This window comes from Nocardioides agri, assembly GCF_013778305.1.
GTDB classification, from domain to species: domain Bacteria; phylum Actinomycetota; class Actinomycetes; order Propionibacteriales; family Nocardioidaceae; genus Nocardioides; species Nocardioides agri.
In genome coordinates, this window is sequence record NZ_JACEIC010000002.1 from 1,289,734 (window position 1) to 1,308,524 (window position 18,791).

The 18,791-nt window shown below is 72.1% G+C and carries 15 protein-coding genes; 4 read left to right on the forward strand and 11 right to left on the reverse strand.

The window, feature by feature from the left end; all coding sequences use genetic code 11:
* Nucleotides 1-71: 71 nt before the first annotated feature.
* Entirely contained in the window at nucleotides 72-1,490 is a 1,419-nt protein-coding gene (locus HZF07_RS10765; protein ID WP_157341549.1) for a sensor histidine kinase, read from the forward strand.
* 15 nt (nucleotides 1,491-1,505) lie between these two features.
* Here the strand turns inward: HZF07_RS10765 and HZF07_RS10770 are convergent, their stop codons facing one another.
* The 11 genes from HZF07_RS10770 to pstC all read right to left on the reverse strand — a co-directional run bounded on the left by HZF07_RS10770 (nucleotide 1,506) and on the right by pstC (nucleotide 14,833).
* Nucleotides 1,506-2,252 carry a lytic murein transglycosylase gene (locus tag HZF07_RS10770; protein WP_157341551.1) on the reverse strand — a complete coding sequence of 249 codons (747 nt, stop codon included), beginning with the start codon at nucleotides 2,250-2,252 and terminating at the stop codon, nucleotides 1,506-1,508.
* Nucleotides 2,253-2,322: 70 nt separating this feature from the next.
* On the reverse strand, nucleotides 2,323-2,730 hold the full coding sequence (locus HZF07_RS10775) for a VOC family protein (RefSeq protein WP_157341553.1): 408 nt from the start codon (nucleotides 2,728-2,730) through the stop codon (nucleotides 2,323-2,325).
* A 132-nt stretch (nucleotides 2,731-2,862) separates the two neighbouring features.
* Nucleotides 2,863-3,723 carry a phosphate ABC transporter ATP-binding protein gene (locus HZF07_RS10780; protein WP_157341555.1) on the reverse strand — a complete coding sequence of 287 codons (861 nt, stop codon included), beginning with the start codon at nucleotides 3,721-3,723 and terminating at the stop codon, nucleotides 2,863-2,865.
* Between the two features lie 66 nt (nucleotides 3,724-3,789).
* Complete coding sequence (locus HZF07_RS10785) at nucleotides 3,790-4,851, reverse strand: Ig-like domain-containing protein (protein ID WP_157341556.1); 1,062 nt, start codon at nucleotides 4,849-4,851, stop codon at nucleotides 3,790-3,792.
* A gap of 47 nt (nucleotides 4,852-4,898) precedes the next feature.
* Nucleotides 4,899-5,498, reverse strand: a complete 600-nt coding sequence (locus HZF07_RS10790; protein ID WP_157341558.1) for a hypothetical protein — start codon at nucleotides 5,496-5,498, stop codon at nucleotides 4,899-4,901.
* A 30-nt stretch (nucleotides 5,499-5,528) separates the two neighbouring features.
* A complete protein-coding gene (locus tag HZF07_RS10795; protein WP_157341560.1) occupies nucleotides 5,529-6,929 on the reverse strand; it encodes a hypothetical protein in 1,401 nt (466 codons plus the stop codon).
* A 141-nt stretch (nucleotides 6,930-7,070) separates the two neighbouring features.
* Complete coding sequence (locus tag HZF07_RS10800; RefSeq protein WP_157341562.1) at nucleotides 7,071-8,003, reverse strand: class E sortase; 933 nt, start codon at nucleotides 8,001-8,003, stop codon at nucleotides 7,071-7,073.
* A complete protein-coding gene (locus HZF07_RS10805; RefSeq protein WP_157341564.1) occupies nucleotides 8,000-10,915 on the reverse strand; it encodes a hypothetical protein in 2,916 nt (971 codons plus the stop codon). The genes HZF07_RS10800 and HZF07_RS10805 overlap by 4 nt, the downstream gene beginning before the upstream one ends.
* The gene (locus tag HZF07_RS10810; RefSeq protein ID WP_198346382.1) at nucleotides 10,912-12,687 is read right to left on the reverse strand and encodes a substrate-binding domain-containing protein; all 1,776 of its coding nucleotides are present in this window, start codon (nucleotides 12,685-12,687) and stop codon (nucleotides 10,912-10,914) included. Before HZF07_RS10810 ends, HZF07_RS10805 begins: the two co-directional genes overlap by 4 nt.
* Complete coding sequence (gene pstA, locus HZF07_RS10815; protein ID WP_309504695.1) at nucleotides 12,684-13,796, reverse strand: phosphate ABC transporter permease PstA; 1,113 nt, start codon at nucleotides 13,794-13,796, stop codon at nucleotides 12,684-12,686. The genes HZF07_RS10810 and pstA overlap by 4 nt, the downstream gene beginning before the upstream one ends.
* Nucleotides 13,793-14,833, reverse strand: a complete 1,041-nt coding sequence (gene pstC / locus HZF07_RS10820) for a phosphate ABC transporter permease subunit PstC (RefSeq protein WP_157341566.1) — start codon at nucleotides 14,831-14,833, stop codon at nucleotides 13,793-13,795. The genes pstA and pstC overlap by 4 nt, the downstream gene beginning before the upstream one ends.
* 526 nt (nucleotides 14,834-15,359) lie before the next feature.
* Here pstC and HZF07_RS10825 point away from each other — a divergent pair.
* Genes HZF07_RS10825 through HZF07_RS10835 form a run of 3 tightly spaced genes read left to right on the forward strand, consistent with a single transcriptional unit; the run spans nucleotide 15,360 to nucleotide 18,738 of the window.
* Nucleotides 15,360-16,676, forward strand: coding sequence for a UDP-glucose dehydrogenase family protein (locus HZF07_RS10825; protein ID WP_157341568.1), 1,317 nt, complete (start codon nucleotides 15,360-15,362; stop codon nucleotides 16,674-16,676).
* A gap of 5 nt (nucleotides 16,677-16,681) precedes the next feature.
* Nucleotides 16,682-17,908 carry a glycosyltransferase family 4 protein gene (locus HZF07_RS24410; RefSeq protein ID WP_220131837.1) on the forward strand — a complete coding sequence of 409 codons (1,227 nt, stop codon included), beginning with the start codon at nucleotides 16,682-16,684 and terminating at the stop codon, nucleotides 17,906-17,908.
* Nucleotides 17,908-18,738 (forward strand): sugar phosphate nucleotidyltransferase, encoded by an 831-nt coding sequence (locus HZF07_RS10835; RefSeq protein WP_157341570.1) that lies wholly within the window; start codon nucleotides 17,908-17,910, stop codon nucleotides 18,736-18,738. Before HZF07_RS24410 ends, HZF07_RS10835 begins: the two co-directional genes overlap by 1 nt.
* Nucleotides 18,739-18,791: the final 53 nt, after the last annotated feature.

The window sequence follows — 18,791 nt, forward strand, 5'->3', positions numbered from 1 at the left end:
AAGCGATGGGGTAACGGACAGTGAGACGCGGACGGGGGGCCGGGCGGCCCACATGGGTAGCGGGCCGGATCGTGCCCGCGCTGGCCGTCCTGGGCACCTACGTCGCCGTCGTCGCTGCCGTGCCGAGCAGCCCCTCGTGGCCCTGGGCGGCGACGACCGCGAGCCTGATGATCCTGCCCGCAGCGCTGTGTGCCTCGGTGTGCGCCTGGGTGGCCTGGCGGCTGTGCCCGCACCCGGCCACGGCCTGGTTCACCGCGGCGACCGCGATGATGGGGGTGCAGTGGCCGCTTCTGCTGCTCGATCCAGACGACGCCTACGACTCGATCGGCACGGTCTCGTCCTCCCTCGTCGTCGGCACCGCGATCCTGCTGCTGGTGTGGGTGGCGACCCGCTTCCAGCTCCGCGTCGCCCCGGTGCCTGTCGGGGTCGGACTGGGGATCCTGCTCCTGCTGATCCCCATCGCGTGGGCGAAGGCGCCCTTCGACGACGTGTGGCTCCCGTCGCGCTCCGTCAACGAGGTCCTCGGTGTCACCGCGCTCGTGGCCATCGGCGCGTTCGTCGCCGTGGCGGTCCTCCGCACCTCGACCCTCCCGGTCGGCGTCGGACGGCTCGCCGTCGCCGCCTTCCTCTGGAGCGCGTCGACGGCGCTTGGCGTCACCGACCTGGCCGCGCACCCCGCCTGGTCCCTGCTCGCCGTGGCCGTCGGGCTCGCCACCGCGATCCTGGTGATCAGCGTCAGCGTGGACCTCCTGCTGCTGGGCATGCGCGACAAGACGGAGACCGTGCGCGCGCTCGAGCGCGAGCTCCTTCAACTGCGCGACCAGACCCGCACCGACGTCGAGCACCTGCACGAGGTGAAGGGGACGATCGCGGGCATCGCCTCGGCCAGCGCGATGATCAGCAGCGAGCCGCGGCTCTCGGTCGAGGAGCGGGCGCGGCTGACCGAGATGCTGACCACGGAGAGCGCCCGCCTCAGCCGCATGTTCGACGACCAGCGGGCCGGGCAGATGGACCCGATGGCGGACATCGACCAGATCATCCGCCCGCTGGTGGTGGCGCGCCGGGTGCAGGGCCAGGACGTCGTCTGGTACGCCCCGACGGACCCGATCACCGTGCCGGCCGACCCGACGGCCGAGGTCGTCAACATCCTGCTGCACAACGCGGCCGAGCACGCCCCTGGCGCCCCGGTCTGGGTCTACACCCGCGACGGGGCGGACCCCGAGCGCACGGAGCTCGTCGTGGTGGACCTCGGACCCGGCATCCACGAGAGCCATCAGTCGCAGGTCTTCCAGTGGGGCTGGCGCGGATCCGGCTCCCGCGGACGCGGCGTGGGGCTGGCGATCGCCGCCGAGGCGGTCGTCGCCATGGGCGGGAAGCTCCGCCTCGAGCAGCGTCAGCGGCGCGGCACCTGCTTCGTCGTCGAGCTGCCCCCTCAGAGCCGGGTCCGCGGCGACCGTGCGCGCGCCGACGACGAGGCCGTCGACGTCTGAGGCTCGGGTGAGGGCTCAGCCCTTCGCGGTGCGCTCGGCGTACGCCGTGGCGGCCGAGTAGACCGAGTCGATGTAGGACTGGTCGTGGTTGTAGGAGAAGACGGCGTCCGCCCAGCCGGCGCCGGAGGTGAGGTCGTGACCGTCGGCGCAGAGGTAGCGGACCGCGGTGGCCGCGGCGTCGTCGATGTCGTTGGGATCGGCGGCGCCGTCACCGTCGCCGTCGGCGCCCCAGGTCTCCCAGGTCGAGGGGATGAACTGCATCGGGCCGACCGCGTGGTCCCAGGTCGGGTCGCCGTGCCAGGCCGTGCTCTCCGGCGTGGCCCGGATCGCGGCGAAGTCCGTGCCGTCCAGCGCCGGGCCGAGCACCGGCGTCGAGGAGTGGCCGTCGCCGGCGAGCGTCCGACCGCCGATCGTGCCGTGCTGGGACTCCACCCAGCCGATGCCGGCCAGCGTGGTCCAGCCGAGGTCGCAGTCGCGGGGCTTGCGGAGCTGGGCGTTGGCGTAGGCACGGAGCGCAGGAGCGGGGATGCCGGCCTTCGCGGCGTTCACCCGGACCCACGCCGGGTCGACCCGGGTCGGGGCAGACGGCTCGTCGCCGGGCTGCCGCTCCAGGGTGGTCTCGGGGCTCGGCGCCTCGACGTACTGCGGCTCGGCGAGCACGAGCGGCTGCGGTGCGAGCACGGTCTGCGAGAGGGCGTAGCCCAGCCCCGCGACGACCAGGAGCGCAGTGGCGAGCGCCGCGACCAGGCGGCCACGGTTCATCCGAAGCGGCCGTGCACGTAGTCGCTGGTGCACTGGTCCTGGGGGCGCTGGAGCATGGCCTCAGTATCGTTCAGCTCCCGTTCGACTGGCGCTCCAGCTCCGCCGGCGACCGCAGGATGCAGAACTCGTTGCCCTCCGGGTCGGCCAGCGTCACCCATCCCGTGCCGGGGCCGTGCTCGTCGCGGTGGTCCTCGACGTACGTCGCGCCGTGCGCGAGCAGCGTCTCCAGCTCGGCGTCCCGGCTGGCGGTGCGCGGTCGCAGGTCGAGGTGCACCCGGTTCTTGACCACCTTGTCGTCCGGCACCTCGATGAACAGCAACCGATGACCGGTCTCGGGGTCGCGGATCATGCACTCGACGTGTCCCGGCTCGTTGGGGTCGCCCTCGATGTCGACGTAGCCGAGCACCGGCTTCCACCACTCCGAGAGCTCGTAGGCGTTGTGGCAGTCGATGGCCGTGTGCGCGACGAAGGCAGTCATGCCGCCAGCCTCGCGGGCCCGACGAGCAGTCTCAAACGGATAAGTGGGAGCGGAGCCGCCGGGGGGTGCGCCCGGCGGCTCCGCTCCTTCCGCCGGGGGGTGCGCCCGGCGGGTCTGGGGAGGCGGCGGCGGTCAGCCGAACCGCCCGTTGACGTAGTCGTGGGTCCGCTGGTCCTGCGGGCTCTCGAAGATCGAGGCCGTGGGGCCGTGCTCGACGATCACGCCGGGGGTGCCGTGAGCGGCCAGGAAGAACGCGCACTGGTCCGAGACCCGGTGCGCCTGCTGCATGTTGTGGGTGACGATCACGATCGTGACGTCCGACGCGATGTGCTGGATCGTCTCCTCGACGACGCGCGTCGAGGTCGGGTCGAGCGCCGAGCAGGGCTCGTCCATCAGCAGCACCCGCGGCCGCACCGCCAGCGAGCGCGCGATGCACAGCCGTTGCTGCTGGCCGCCGGAGAGCGCCGACCCGGGCTGCTTGAGCCGGTCCCGCACCTCGAGCCACAGCCCGGCCCGGGTGAGGGACTCCTCGACGAGCGCGTCCTTCTCGGTCCTGCCCACCTTGGTGCCGGTGAGCTTGAGGCCGGCGAGGACGTTGTCGTAGATCGACATCGCCGGGAAGGGGTTGGGCTTCTGGAACACCATCCCGATCGCCTTGCGGGCGTCGGTGAGACGACGCTCGGGGTCGTAGATGTCCACGCCGTCCAGCAGCACCTCGCCGGCGAGCGAGGCGCCGGGCACCAGCTCGTGCATCCGGTTCAGGATCCGCAGGAAGGTCGACTTGCCGCAGCCGGAGGGCCCGATGAGGGCCGTGACCTTGCCCGCGGGGATCTCCAGGTCGACCCGGTCGAGCACCTTGCGCTGCCCGAACCACGCGGAGACCTTCGACGCCTCGAGGCTCGCGGTCGTCGACGGCAGCGCCACCGGGATCACGGCCGTGCTCGTCGCGGCCGCGCCGGCGTCGGCGACCGCCTCTGTCGCATGTGCACCCATCGCTCTCCTCCTCCGTTCAGGTCCGCGTGGTGCCGGCGCCGGGCACCGGCACCACGCGGCGCCGCATCACTTCGACGCGACCTTCGACTTCGCCGACGACGCCAGGTACCTGGCGTCGCCGGAGTAGGTGATGGTCACGGTCCAGCTGCCCTTGGCGAGCTTCGGGAGCTTGACCTTGGCGACCCCGGCCCTGACGGTCCCGTTCACCCGGACCGTCGTCTTGCCCTTCGTGATGACCAGCGAGACCTTGCCGGTCGCCTTCGCCAGCCCGGCCGGCGTCGCCACGGTGACCGTCGCGGCGCCGCCCTTCTTGGGCGTCGGCTTCGTCGTCACCTTCAGGACCGGCTTCCCCGGCTTCCGCTTGACGGCCGTGCCGGTGGTCGGGGCGGGCGTCGGCGTGGGGGTGCTCGTCGCCTGGGGCCCGCTCGTGCTCGGCCCGGACGTCGGGGTCGGGCTGGTCGTCGGCGTCGGGGACGCCGTCGGGGTCGCCGTCCCCGTCGGGGTCGCCGTCCCCGTCGGCCCACCGCCTCCGAGCACCGGCGCCGTGGTGATCGCCCAGGTGCTGCCGGTGATCTTGACGTACGCCGCGGCGTACTCGGTGCTCACGCCCTTGGTCTCGGAGCTGGTGCGCAGCCGCAGCTCGTAGACGTGCGCGAAGCTGGCGTCGGTCTCGTCGTTGGGCAGGACCTCCGCGACCTCGGCGAGCGTGTAGCCGCCGTTGCCGGTCCGCACGTAGGGCTTGCCGGCGAGCGACGCCGGGGCGGCGACGGCGCCTGCGCCGCTGAACTCGTCGGTGCCGGACACCTGGAGCCCCGGCCAGGCGCCCGGCGCCGTGTCGGACTGGGGCAGGTGGACGAACAGGGAGGCGAAGGCGTCGCCGGCGCGCACGGCGCCTCCCGCCGCGGCGAACGCGGCGAGCGGGTCACCGATGTTGCCGGACGAGACCTCGACCCCGGCGGCGTTGTAGAGCTTGAGGGCGATGGCGGTGTGGTCGGGGTCGGCCAGCGCGGCGTTGCCGCCGGTGTACCAGTCGTCGGCGCCCGCCCCCACGGCGACGCCGCCGGCAACGGTCACCGCGACGGCCAGGCCGGCCGCGGCGAGCATCGCCTTGTTCACTCTGATCTTCATGCGTGTGTTCTCCTCGGGAGGGTTCTGGGTGGCCGGGCGCCGGCCGGTCAGGGGACGGTCACGGACTCCGCGTCGGCACAGGACGCGCCGCCACCGCGCACCAGCTCCCAGCGGTCGCCGTCGACCCGGAGATCGGCGGTGTCGTAGGGCTGGTCGGTGAGCGTCCCGGCGTCGGGAGTGCCGAGGTAGAGCCGCAGCTGCACGTAGCCGTCCCAGTCCGCCGGGAAGGCGGTGGTGAAGTCACCGAGCGACCAGGCGTCCTCGGTGACCACGGCGCCGGGCTTCGTGGCGTCGGCCAGCACGGCGGCCGCCGTCAGCGGGGAGCCGCTGAACTCGCTCGCCGCGACGCCCTCGCGGGGCTGGTAGGCGAACAGCGTCGCGACCGCGCCCCGGGCGTCGTACGCCGGCGGCAGGCCCGTCTCACCGAGCACCACGTCGACGAACGGTCGCTCGTCGACGCGGCCCCCGGTCACGGGCGTCCCGTCCGCGGCGCACAGGGTCAGCAGTCCGGCCGACTCGGGGTCGTCGTACGGCGCCGTGGCGTCGTCGCCGCTGGCCCGCCAGAAGGCGAGCCCGGCCACGAGCACGGCACCGGCCACGAGAGCGACGACCACGGAGCGTCGGGTCCGGGCGAGCGTGACGGTCATCGTGCGGGTCTCCTGTCCGGTCCGTCGAGGTCAGTCGACGGGGATCTCGGCGTTGTTGGTGCCGAACACGTGGTAGTCGGGCTGCACGCCTGCGGCCTCCAGCAGCGCCTTGCCGGCCGGGGTGCGGACGAACGGGTCCGGACCGCCCGGGTTGTAGAAGAGCGCCTGGACCCAGTTGAGGGTGCTGCCGGGCTGCCACGGCGTCGTGGAGTTGAGGTCGCTCTCGCGGACGATCGCGTTGTAGGCGAAGTTGCCGCCGTACGGCGCGGTCGCCTGCAGCACGTCGTTGTTGCTGTCGCCGTCGAGGAGCTTGATGCCGGCGGCGCTGGCCGCGGTCCGGTGCCCAGGATCGGTGTTGTAGAGGTTGGTCTTGGGCGCCGCGAGCGTGCCGGCCGACTCCTTGGTCTGGGTGTAGTAGCCCGTGTTGAGGGTGCGGAAGCGACCACGCGGGAACGGCACGATCGCGTTGACCCGCTGCGCCGCCGGCAGGCTGGTGATCGCCGTCGGGTCGTTCTGCTGCACCTCGATGCGGTTCGCGTTCTGGCGCAGGTAGGAGCTGTCGATGCTCGTGGCACCGGGACCCGGGTTCTGCTTCTTCACGTTCGCCACGAAGGTGTTCCACATGCCCGCGTCGGTCGGCAGGATCAACGGGACGATGGTCTGGCTCGCCTCCGGCCCGGTGTAGTCCGGGGCCGCGGTGTTGAGCGGCTGGCCGGGGCCCTGGTAGCCGTCGATCTCGCCCCACGTGTGGATCTCGTTGTGGTAGATCCTGAGGATCTCCCCGGCCGGGATCGTCGCCGGCGCGTTGGTGTCGGTCGCGGTCGCGATCAGCTGCCGGTCGGTCGCCACCTGGACCCGGATCAGCTTGGTGCCCAGGTTGGCCTGGGCGAGGTTCTGGTGGTCGCTGTTGAGCGGGTCGGGGCTCCGGCCCACGTCGATCCAGCCGCCGATGCCGTTGTCGACCTTGTCGTTGATGATGGCGTCCCGGCCACCGCCACCGCCGCCGCTCGGCCGGACCACGAGCTTCTGGCCCGCCCGCAGCGAGATCGTCGGGTTGAGCAGCCGCAGGTCGCTCTGCTTGATGTACTTGGTCGCGAGCGCCTTGTCGGCGTCGCTCAGGGCGGCGTACTCGGCGTCGGTGATCGTCTCGCCGTTCTTGTCGACCCACACGCCCGTCTGCAGTCGCGGGTCGGTGAAGGCGCTGCGGCCCTGGGCGTCGCCCGAGGAGTCGAAGTTCACGAACCGCCACCGGTTGCCCGCCGTGTTGTAGCCGGGCAGCTGGCCGTAGCCGTCCGCGAGGAAGTTGAACGAGTTCTGGATGATGTCCGAGCCGGTCGACACCACGTCCTTCGGCTGCGGCGAGAAGTCCGCCTGGGCGGGAGCCAGCGACCACGTCAGGGCGCCGGCGGTCGTCAGGGCGACCGTGGCCACCCCCAGCGACCTACGTCGAACCACCATCGAACTGCCTTTCTCTAGTAACTAACCCGAGTTTGTTGATGTACGAAACATAGGGGTCCGAGAGCCGCTCCGCTGTCGAATCCGCAATCCGGATCCGAGCGTGTCGCGCCCGCTCTAGACGAGCCCCGGAAGCAGGCGTGTGCTGGTGGAGGAGACCAGCCACAGTGCGGCCAGCACGCACGGCGCACCGGCGATCCAGGCGGCGCGCCGCGACCACGAGAACCAGGCCCAGACGAAGCCGGCCAGGGCGGCCACCAGACCCTGGAGGCTCAGCGCGAGCAGCGCCAGGGTCGTGGGGTCCAGGCCGCCCGACATGCGGCGGGCCTGGGTGTCCACCGGCGCCGTCTGACCGGCGGGCACGGCGTCGTCGGCCAGCACGGCGTCGACGTAGACGCTGCTCCCCGCCTGGAGGCCGGCGAGGCCCGAGCCGCGCAGCGAGGTGAGCAGCGTGAGGCGCGACGACCCGTCCTCCAGCGGCGGCGGGACGGGGTCGCCGTCGGTGCGCACGCCGATGACGTCGTACACGAACCGACCCTGGCCCGTGGTCACCACGACCGGGTCGCCGGCGGACAGCTCGCCGACCCGGGCGAACGGCGCGCCGAAGCTGACCGACTTCCCGGCGATCACGCTGCTGCCCTGCTGGCCGGGCAGCACCCCGCCGAGCACGTGCCCCGGGCCGTCCTGGAGCTGCTCGGGGCGGGTGCCCTCGACGACCACCAGGTTCGAGATCCCTGCATCGGGGACGGACAGGAGCGCGACCGGCGTACCCGGCGCGACGGCGCCCGTGGGCGCCGTCGCCAGCGCCAGCTGGGTCCGGAACTGGTGGTAGAGCGAGCTCTGCGCGTGGGACTGCTCGAAGCCGCTGAGCACGACCATGTAGAGCACGAACCAGCCCACGAGGAACGCCGTGCCGAACAGGATGTGGGAGGACCCGACCCGGACCCGTCGCTGCTGGCCGCCCGGAGGCGGCGAGGCGTCCACGACGCCCCCGTGCAGCACGGTCGGCCCGGCCGCGCCCGCCCGCTCGTCGGTGGTGACGGCGCTCATCGACGCCACCTCCGCACCGTGCTCCGCCCGCGCCGAGCGAGGCCGCGGCCGGCCGGACCGGCCGACGCCACGCCGCGGCTGATCGGCTCGAACCAGCGGACCAGGGTGCCGGCGAGCGCACACCCGAGCGCAAGCAGCAGCAGCCCGGGCACGCCCAGCCGGCCGAACAGCGAGCTCTCCCCCGCGGTCAGCACGGTCGCGGCCTCCGTCGTCGGTGGCTCCGAGGGGCCCGACGAGGGCTTTGTCGGCTTGCCCCCGGCACTGGGCACGGTGCCCGTCGGCGGGACGACCGGTCCGCTGGCCGGCGCCGGGCTCGGCGTCCCGGTCGGCGACGGCTCGGCGGTCGGAGTCGCGGTGGGCGACGCGGTCGGCGCGGCGCTGGCGGTGGGCGAGGAGGTCGGCGTGGGGGTGGGAGTCGGCGTCGGGGACGCGGAGGTCGAGGCCGTGAAGTCGCACACCTCGCTCTCGTCGGGCGGCGTCGCCGTCAGCGACGGCACCGCCCCCGCCTGGGCGCGCACCGCTGCGATCGCCGACAGCACGTAGTCGCTCTGGGCGGCGAGACCGCTCGCGGCGGTGACGGGGAGGTAGCCCGCGGGCAGCTGCCCGTTGCTCGGACCCGACACCTGCCCCTCGGCGCGGGAGTAGCACAGCAGCTTGGCGAGCTTGGTGGCCGTGGCCTGGTCGAGCCCCCGCGTCGGGATGACGGCCGACACGGGCACGGCGCCGGGGTACGCGGCCCGACCGGCCGGCGTGCTGATCTTGGCGTCGTCGATCGCCCAGGTGCCGGCGCTCGGGGCCAGCAGCCCGGCTGCCGCCTGGAGGCCCGCGAGGTCCGGCTCGACGAAGGTGCGGCCGGCGACCGTGAAGGCACCGTCGATGTCCGACGCCGTCGTCTGCAGCGCGGCCGTCCGCAGGTTGTAGCGGCGCGCCGCCGAGAGCGACACGAGTCCGAGCACGAACCGGTAGCCGACGGTCTGCCGGCCCTGGGTGCGCAGCGGCAGCGTCGTCGGGTCGTAGCCGTCGAACCGGCAGATCGTCGAGACGGCCGAGCTGGCGAACTGCATGTCGAGCACGACGGTGCTGAGGCTGCCGGGCTGGTTGCCGATCAGCTGCATGAACGGCGTCGGGCTCTTCGCGTAGCAGGCGTTGCCGTCCTGGTAGGACTGCGGCGCGATCCAGGCGTCCCGGTTGGTCCAGTTGTCGACCGGCAGGGCGACCTTCAGGTAGTTGGCGTTGACGGTCATGCCCCACGGGTCGGGCGTGCCGTCGAGCCACGCCCGGGCCTCCGGGTCCGCGTTGATCCAGGACGTCAGCGCCCAGGTCAGGTCCGAGCTCGCCGAGGAGAGCTGGAGCGCGGCCGCCGCCTCGAGGTTCGAGCTCTGGGCCAGCCCGGGGTTGAGCGCCCGGAACTCGGGGTCGAGCGTGAGGTTGTACGGGTTGCCACCGATGCTCGGGTGGTTGTCGCGCACGACGGGGTCGGCGGCGTACGACGTGGTGAGGAGCTTGGCCACCAGCCGCGCGTTGAGGTTCAGGCGCTCTCGCCGTCGGTGGTTGGCGTCGTCGATGTTGAACGCGATCGCGAATCCGGTGAACGCGAGCGGCGCCTGCACCACCGGTCTGGAGTAGCCGGACGCCTTGGGCGCCGAGGTCAGCGCGGCGTCGATCTCACCGCTGTTGACCAGCGTGCGGGCGAGTGAGTCGGCCTGCTGGACGTGGGTGAAGGTGAACAGGCCGTCGGTCGTGCAGAACTTCGGCCGCCAGGAGGCCGTCAGCTCGTTGAGTGCCGTCGACCCCATGATCTCCAGCGGCGGCTCCTTGCTCACGGCATCGCAGACCGCACCCGTCTGCGCGAACCCGAGCGGCACGGTGATCCGGTTGCGCCAGTTCGACGGCGACCACCACAGGCTGCCCCGCACCGCCTGGTCCGTGGTCGTGCTCGACCGGGGCGCGCCCGGCGCGTAGGCGCCGGTGCGCCGGCAGGTCGCGTCGGCCGTGGTGAGCTGGCTGGTGCTCAGGGGCACGCCGGCCTTCGTGGTCTGCGGCGATCCCGCCGGCAGCCTGGTGCCCCACGCGTCGCAGCTCAGGCCGACGATGGGCACCGCGACCAGCGCGCAGTCGACCGCGGCCGAGCAGCCCAGCGACGCGTTCTCCGCGGCCGTCCAGACTGCGAAGTCGGTGGCGCCGGTGCCGTCGGCGCCGGTGATCCCGTAGGTCGTGTTGCTCGGCATGCCGCCGGACTCGGCGTCGTCGGACTCGGGCGCCTGGGGCGTGCAGCCGACGCCCGGGTCCGGGCCGCCGTAGTACGTCGTGCCGCCCGCCGCGCGGAACGGCAGCCACCGCGCCGTGAGCTGCTCGCCGATCGCCGAGCACGCAGGCGGAAGGGTCGCGGGACGCCCGACGACCGCGGCCCGGTCCTCGGGTGCGGCGTCGGCGTCGAACCGCCAGGCCGGCGTGTGCGATGCCGCCGGGAAGTAGCGCTCCGGCGAGGTCTGGGTCCAGCACGTCTCCGGCGTCAGCCGGGTCTGACCGTCCGGCACGCTGCCGGTGGTGTCGACGCCGCGGCACTGGAGCAGCACGAACGGGAACTCCTGGTTGCGGGCGTCGGACGACCTCGGGTCACCGACGACCCCTCCGGTCGGCACCGCGCCGGACCAGGCGACGTGGATCTCCTGGCGTCCGCGCAGCTCGGTCGTCTGGGCGACCTGGAGCTCGACCTCCTGGCGCACCACCTCAGCGGCGTTGCCGTCCCGGTCGTAGAAGACCCGGGTGGCCTGCACCGTGCGGGTCACCGCGCCGCCGTCGACGGCGCGGGCCGAGGACGTGAGCGCCGGTGCGACCACCGCCAGGCAGGACGCCAGCAGTGCGGCGGCGAAGAGCGTGTGGGCGACCTGGCGCCGCCGGCGCCCGGTCATCCACGTGCCTTGCGACGCGCCAGGTGGCTGACGGCCGTCGGCACCACGAGGGCGCCGAGGAACAGCCCCACGACGAGGGCGGTCAGCACGCCGGCCGGGCCGGCGGCGGAGTCCGCGGCCACGGTGGTCGCCACCACTGACGCCGGCGCCACGCCGCCGTCGGCGGACGTGCCGTCCGTGCTGCCCCCGGCGGCCGCGGGGTCGGCGCCGCCCGCGGGCGCGTCCGGGACCCCGTCGCCGTCGCTGTCGACCGTCGGCAGGTCGCTCGGCTCTGCGGTGCCGCCGGTGCCGGCGCCCCCGTCGCCGCCTCCGCCGGAGCCGCCGCCCGCGGCGCCGGACCCGCCGCCCGATCCCCCGCCGGGACCGCCGCCCCCGCTCCCGGCCTTGCCGCCCGAGCCGCCACCGGAGGCGGCGTCGGCCGGGATCTCCCCGTCGGAGCCCGGGTTCTCGTTGAAGGAGCCGACCGTCGCGCCGCACGGACCCTGGCCCGGCCGGTCGCAGTCGGCCGGGAACGGCGCGATCTCCGCCAGGTGGTTCTGCGACGGGTCGCCGGGCACGAAGGTCGGGTTGTGGCAGTCGTGGACGTCCTGGATGATCGACGCGTCGAACTCCACGCCGTCGTCGGCGAGCTTGAGCTTGTTGACCTGGGTGAAGCTCGCCTGCACCAGGTTGACCGGCAGCGGCGAGTAGCCGATCGGCCCGATCTCGGACTGGCCCTCGCAGATCGCGTGCTTGAGGAAGTCCACGATCGTCTGGCGCTTCGAGGTCGTCATCCGCGAGTCGTCGGACGCGGTCGGGATGATCGCGTACACGTAGGACGACAGCGGGTAGGTGCGCTTGTCCGGGTTGGTGTAGACGCGGTCGAGCTTCTGCGTCAGGTAGTTGGGGTCGTTGGGGTCGTCGTTGATCTCCGCCATCGTGAGCGCGACCGCGACGTTGTACTGCGTCGGCAGCGTGTAGTAGCCCGCGGCGTTGAGCACCTTCACGACCGGGAAGTCGGCCATCAGCGGGTAGGAGTACTCCTCCATCGCGATGGTGCCGTTGGCGCCGGCGCTCTTCACGTAGTTCATGACGCCGTCGGAGCCGGACTGCGCCTTCTGCGGGCCGCGGGTGTCGCCGCAGTTGAGCGGGAAGTAGTCGGTCGGTGCGTTCTTGCCGCCGTTGCACGCCGTCCAGAGGTCGGCGTGCTGGCTGACCATCCAGGTCGTGAACTGGTTCGTGACGCCGGCGCCGTCGGCGCGCACGACCGGGATGATGGGGATCGACGGGAGCGCCCGGCCGTTGTTGTCCGACGTGATCGCCGGGTCGTTCCAGTTGGTGATCTGGTTGGTGAAGATCTTGGCGATGGTGTCGCCGGAGAGCCGGATGTCGCGCACGAGCGCCCCGCCGACCTCGACGTGGTAGGGGAACGAGGTGCCGCCCGCCACGATCGGCAGGTAGGCGAACGAGCGGCCCAGCGGCGAGTCCGTCGCGCCCGTCGTCGGGTCCTTGCCGCGGTACGGCGAGTCCGTCACGCCGAAGTCGGTGGACTTGTTGGCGTAGTCCTTGCGCCCCTGGGCCGCGCCGTTGGCGGTGTAGACGACCCGCAGGCCCTTGGCGTCGACGTCGGCGACCCACTGGTTGACCGCGTTGGCCGCCCACGACGACCCCGAGCCCTGGATGAGGGCGTAGGAGACCGTCGCGCTCGCGGCGCCCGGCCCGGCGAGGACGGCCGTCTGCAGGGCGAGCAGGATCGCGACGAGCCGAAGGGCACGGGACCTGGTGAACGTCATCGAGAGCTCTTCCTTCCACCGGCCACCATCCGGGCCAGCACGAACAGGGTCAGGACCAGCGTCAGCAGGACGGCGGCCGCGGCGTACGCGCGCTCCTCCATCGCTGGGTTGCCGGACTGGATCGAGGCGTAGATGAACAGCGGGAGCGAGTTCATCGGGTCCCGGACCGGGTTGGCGTTGAAATACGTCGACGCCCCGGAGGTGAGCAGCACGGGTGCCGTCTCGCCGACCGCGCGCGCGACGCCGAGGATCAGCGCGGTCGCGAGACCGGGGCGCACGGTCGGCAGCACGACCTTCCAGACCGTCTGCCACTTGCCGGCGCCCAGTGCGTACGACGCCTCCCGCAGGCCGCCAGGCACGACGCCGAGCACGACGTAGCTCGCCCGGGCCATGATCGGCAGCGCCATCACCGCGAGCGCGAGCGCGGCGGCCAGCCCGCTCGCCGGCATCCCGAGCTGGACCAGGCACACGGAGTAGATGAAGAGGCCCGCGACGATCGACGGCAGGGCGGTCATCGCCTCGACCACCGTGCGCACGAGCTGGGAGCCGCGCCCTCCGACCTCGGACATGTAGACCGCGGTCGCCACGCCGAGCGGCATCGCGATCGACACCGCGATGACGACCTCGATCAGCGTGCCGACCATCGCGTGCAGGATGCCGCCCATCGTGAAGGGGTCGTCGGCACGCACCCCGGACATGTCCTGGGTGAAGAAGTTGAGGTTGGTCAGGGCGTCCAGGCCCCGGTAGACGGTCATCACCACGACGCTGAGCAGGGCGACGCCGACCAGCGTCGGCGCCGCGACGACGGCGGTCGTCACGATCCTGTCGACGACCACCGGGCGCGGCTGGGTCAGCGCGGTGAGCCCGGCGTAGAAGGCCACGAACACGGCGTACCAGAGCACGACGAACCCGACGGAGCCGTGGAAGGGGAAGACCTTCGTGTAGAAGACCCAGGTCGTGGCGACCGAGGCGGCCGCGGCACCGACCAGCGTGAGGACGTCCTCGCGGGTGCGACCGCCGGTGCGCCGGAGCTCCTCCTGCACCGGCGGCGGGCCCGGTGCGGCCGCGGCGTCGCGGACCGCGGCCCGCCGCTCCATCAGCTCGGTCACAGCTCGGTCCCCTTGCCGCTGCGGGAGCGCGCCACGATCCGCGCGGCCAGGCTGTTGACGACCAGCGTCATCACGAACAGCACGAAGCCGGCCGTCAGCAGGGCCGAGAGCTGGGAGGGCGACGCCTCCTTGAAGCTCGACGCGATCAGCGAGGAGATCGTCGAGGTGCCGGACTCGAGCACGTAGGGCTTGATCTCGAAGGCCTGCGAGATCACCATCACCACCGAGATGGTCTCGCCGAGCGCCCGGCCCAGCGCGAGCATCGTGCCGCCGACGATGCCGCTGCGCCCGAAGGGCAGCACGACCGTGCGCACCATCGCCCAGCGGGTGGCGCCGAGGGCGAGCGCGGCCTCCTTCTCCCCCGCCGGCGCCTCCATGAAGACCTCGCGCATCACCGAGCACGCCATCGGGAAGATCATCATCGTGACCGCGATGGCGGCGACGAACGCGGAGCCGGCGTACGACGGGTAGCCCGGCGCCTGGTTCCAGATCGGGTAGTCGACGTCGGTGCGCACGTGCAGCAGCGGGAACCAGCCGAAGTACTTGCTGATCCAGTGGGCCACCTCGGTGGCCGGCGGCTGCATCACGAAGAGCACCCAGAGGCCGAAGACGATGCCCGGCACCGCGGCCATCAGGTCGACGAGGCGGACCAGGGTCGGCCGCAGCCACGCCGGCGCCCAGTCGGAGATGAAGAGCGCAGTGAGCAGCGCCAGCGGCACCGCGATCAGGATGCCGATCAGGGCCACCTGGATGGTGCCGACCACGACCGCGGCGATGCCGATCCGGTCCTGGCTGGGCAGCCAGCGGAACTCGGTGAAGAACGACAGGCCGTAGTGGTCGAGGGTCGGCACAGACTGCGCGCCCAGGAACACGCCGATCGAGGAGACGATGACGAGGACGAGCAGCCCCACGCCCCGGGCGCTGTGCACGAAGACCTGGTCCTGGACCGAGTGCCGTGCGGTGATCTGCCGTGGTCGGTCTTCGTCAGGCCCCGGCACCTCCGACAGTGCCGGCGGTGCGAGCACCTCTCCTGACATGCGAAAAGTCCTTCTCGTCGATCGTCACCCGACCACGTCACGCGGTCCGATCTCACCCGTCCCGCGCGCCCTTGGGCGGGAATGTCGAGCAGATTAATGGATTTACACGCAGCACGACCTCAAACGCGGCCCAGGTGGCCCGGAGAGGCCCATCCGTCTAGACCAGTCGTCCACGCCGTCGCCCTCCCTCGTTGTGGGGATTCCATCGGCGGTTCCGAGCTGCGGCGCCGGTTCCAGCCATCCTTTCGGGATGGCGGATGTCGGCTCCTCGCCGACGCCACTCGACGCCCGGACCGGCTCGCGCACGGAAACCTGCCGAGCCGGATCCGGGACCACTCGCCCGTTCGGGGGACGAGCCGCCGACACCTCGCTCGGCTCGCCGTGGGGCGTCATCCGCGCCGGTCTGCTCCCCAACGTTGAGTAACTGGCTGCCGTCGCCCCCAGCCGGGCCGTCGGCCGTTCCAGAGTGACGGCGTCGGGCCTGATCGGCCCACCACCACAGGACGTACGGATCGTTGGGGGTTCAATGAAGGTCGCAGTCTTCGGCCTGGGATACGTCGGTACGGTCACCGCGGCTGGCCTCGCGCACAGCGGGCACACGGTCGTCGGCGTCGATGTCGACGCCACCAAGGTCGCCGCCATCAACGCCGGCGAGAGCCCGGTCGTCGAGCCCGGGATCGCGGAGCTGATGGAGTCCGCGGTGCAGGCGGGCCGCCTGCACGCCACCTCGTCGGCCGTCGAGGCGGTCGAGCACGCCGACCTGTCCCTCATCTGCGTCGGCACTCCGTCGGGCAGCCTCGGGAGCACCGACCTCTCGTACGTCGAGAAGGTCCTCGCCGAGATCAGGCACGCGATGAGCGTCGTCGCGCCCCCGGCGAGCGGGTTCCACGCCGTCGTCGTCCGGAGCACCGTGCCGCCCGGCACCGTCGACACGGTCGTCGCCCCGGCGTTCGCCGAAGCCGTGCCGGGCTGGGAGGTCGGCGCCGCGATGTGCCCCGAGTTCCTGCGCGAGGGCGTCAGCGTGAAGGACTTCTTCGCGCCGCCCTTCGTCGTCGTGGGCACCGCGGACGAGCGGGCTGCCGCGGCCGTGGCCGAGCTGTTCTCGTTCCTCGACATCGAGACCCGACACGTCGCCACCACGACGGCCGAGTCGCTCAAGTACGCCTGCAACGCCTTCCACGCCACCAAGGTCTCGTTCGCGAACGAGCTCTCCCGGGTGTTCCGCGGGTTCGGCGTCGACTCGCGCGAGGTCATGGAGATCTTCTGCGAGGACACGAAGCTGAACATCGCCCCGACCTACCTGCGCCCCGGGTTCGCCTACGGCGGCAGCTGCCTGCCGAAGGACCTGCGCGCGCTGCTGCAGATGGCTCGGGCGAACGGCGTCGACGCGCCGCTGCTCGACGGCACCGTGCTCACCAACGAGCTGATCATCCGCGACGTCGTCGAGCGGGTGATCGCCACGGGACTGCGGCACGTCGCGCTCCTCGGCCTCAGCTTCAAGGCCGACACCGACGACCTCCGGGAGAGCCCGAACGTCGAGCTGGCGGAGCGGCTCGTCGGCAAGGGCTTCGACGTCCGGGTCTACGACCCCATCGTGAACCCGGATCGACTCGTGGGCGCCAACCGCCGGCACGTGGAGACGCGGCTCCCGCACCTGAACCGGTTGCTCGCCTGCACGCCGGAAGCGGCGCTGGAGGGTGCGGAGGTCGTCCTCGTCTCCGCCAGCGGTGAGGGCATCACCGATGCGCTCCGCGCCGCCGCACCGGCGCACGTCATCGACCTGTGTGGCCGTCTCGACCACGAGGTGGAGGAGCTGCCCGGGTACAGCGGCGTGGGGTGGTGAGCCCCGTGCCGCGCGTCCTCATCATCGTCCAGAACCTCCCGGTCCCCTTCGACCGCCGGGTCTGGCTCGAGTGCCAGACGCTGCGCGACGCCGGCTACGACGTCACCGTGATCTGCCCTCGGGGCAAGGACACCGGCGCCTACCAGGTCGTCGACGGCGTGACCATCCACGGCTACCGGCCCTACGCTCCCGGCGGGAGCGCGCTCGGCTACGTGCTGGAGTACGCCTACTCCTTCCTCGCGACGGCCCGGCTGGCCAGGAAGGCGCGCCGCAGGGGTGGACGCTTCGACGTCGTCCAGGCCTGCAACCCGCCGGACATCTTCTGGCCGCTCGCCCGGTGGTTCCGGATGCGCGACGGGACGCGCTTCGTCTTCGACCACCACGACCTCTGCCCGGAGCTGTTCCGGTCGCGCTTCCCGCATGGCTCGCGGCTCGCGCTCCGTGGACTCGAGCTGCTGGAGCGGGCCACGTTCCGCACCGCCGACCGCGTGACGTCGACCAACGAGTCCTACCGGCAGGTCGCGATGCGGCGCGGCGGCAAGGCGCCCGACCGGGTCTCGGTCGTCCGCACGGGTCCGGACCCACGTGTCATGAAGGCGTCGGAGCCGGTCCCTGCGGAGCGGCGTGGACGCAAGCACCTCGTCGCCTACCTGGGTGTGATGGGTCCGCAGGACGGCGTCGACGTCGTGCTCGCGGCCGCCGACCACGTCGTGCACGCGCTGGGACGCGAGGACGTCTCGTTCACGCTGATGGGCGGCGGGGACTGCCACGCCGAGCTCGTGGCGGAACGCGACCGGCTCGGACTGCAGGACTACGTGGAGCTGCCGGGCCGGGTGCCCGACGCGTACGTCTCCGATGTCCTCTCCACCGCCGACGTCGGCCTCTCCCCCGATCCGCTCAACCCCCTCAACGACGTCTCCACGATGAACAAGACGATGGAGTACATGGCCTTCGGGCTGCCGGTCGTCGCCTTCGACCTCGTCGAGACGAGGGTCTCGGCCGGTGACGCGGCGGTGTACGCCGACCCCGAGTCGGGCCCGCGGGGGCTCGCGGGGCTCCTGCTGGACCTCCTCGACGACCAGGAGACGCGGACGCTCATGGGCAAGGTCGGCCGCGAGCGCGTCGAGGACCAGCTCGCCTGGGAGCACCAGGCCCCCTCGTACCTCGCGGTGTTCGACGAGCTCACCGGCCGCCGTGCGGTCGCATCGGACCAGCGACGAAAGGACACGTGATGAAGGTCGTTCTCTTCTGCGGCGGGCTCGGCATGCGGATGCGCGCCGACAACCAGTCCCTCCCCAAGCCGATGATGCCGATCGGCAGTCGGCCCGTGCTGTGGCACATCATGCGCTACTTCGCGCACTTCGGTCACACCGAGTTCATCCTCTGCCTCGGTCACGGCGCCAACGCCGTCAAGGACTACTTCCTGGACTACCGCGAGACCGCCTCGAACGACTTCGTCCTGACCAAGGGCGGGCAGCACGTCGACATGCTGAGCACCGACATCAGCGACTGGACGATCACGTTCATCGACACCGGCATGGACACCCCGATCGGTGAGCGTCTCCGTCGCGTGCGGCCCTACCTCGAGGGTGACGAGTACTTCCTCGCCAACTACGGGGACGTCCTCACCGACGCCCCGATGAACGACCTCATCGAGCAGTTCTGCGCCACCGATGCGGTCGCCCAGTTCATCTCGGTCAAGCCCGGCGACTCCTTCCACGTCGTCGAGACCGACGACGGCGGCCGCGTGAAGGACCTGGTCCCTGCGGGTGACCTGCCCTTCCGCATCAACGGCGGCTACTTCGTCCTGCGCCAGGGGATCTTCGACTACCTCGACGAGGGCGACGACCTGGTGATGGACGGCTGCGTGAAGGCGGCCAAGGACGGCAAGACCCGCGCCGTCGCCCACGACGGCTTCTGGGCGCCGATGGACACGCTCAAGGAGCGCACGCACCTCGAGGACCTCTACCGACGTGGCTGCAGCCCCTGGGCGCTGTGGCGCGACCAGCCCAACCCGGGCGGGGCCGCCATCATCCCGATCGACATGCCCAGCATCGCCTGAGCGGAGTCTCTGCCCCACCCAGCCGGACGGCGGTACCCGGGCCCGGCTGGAGG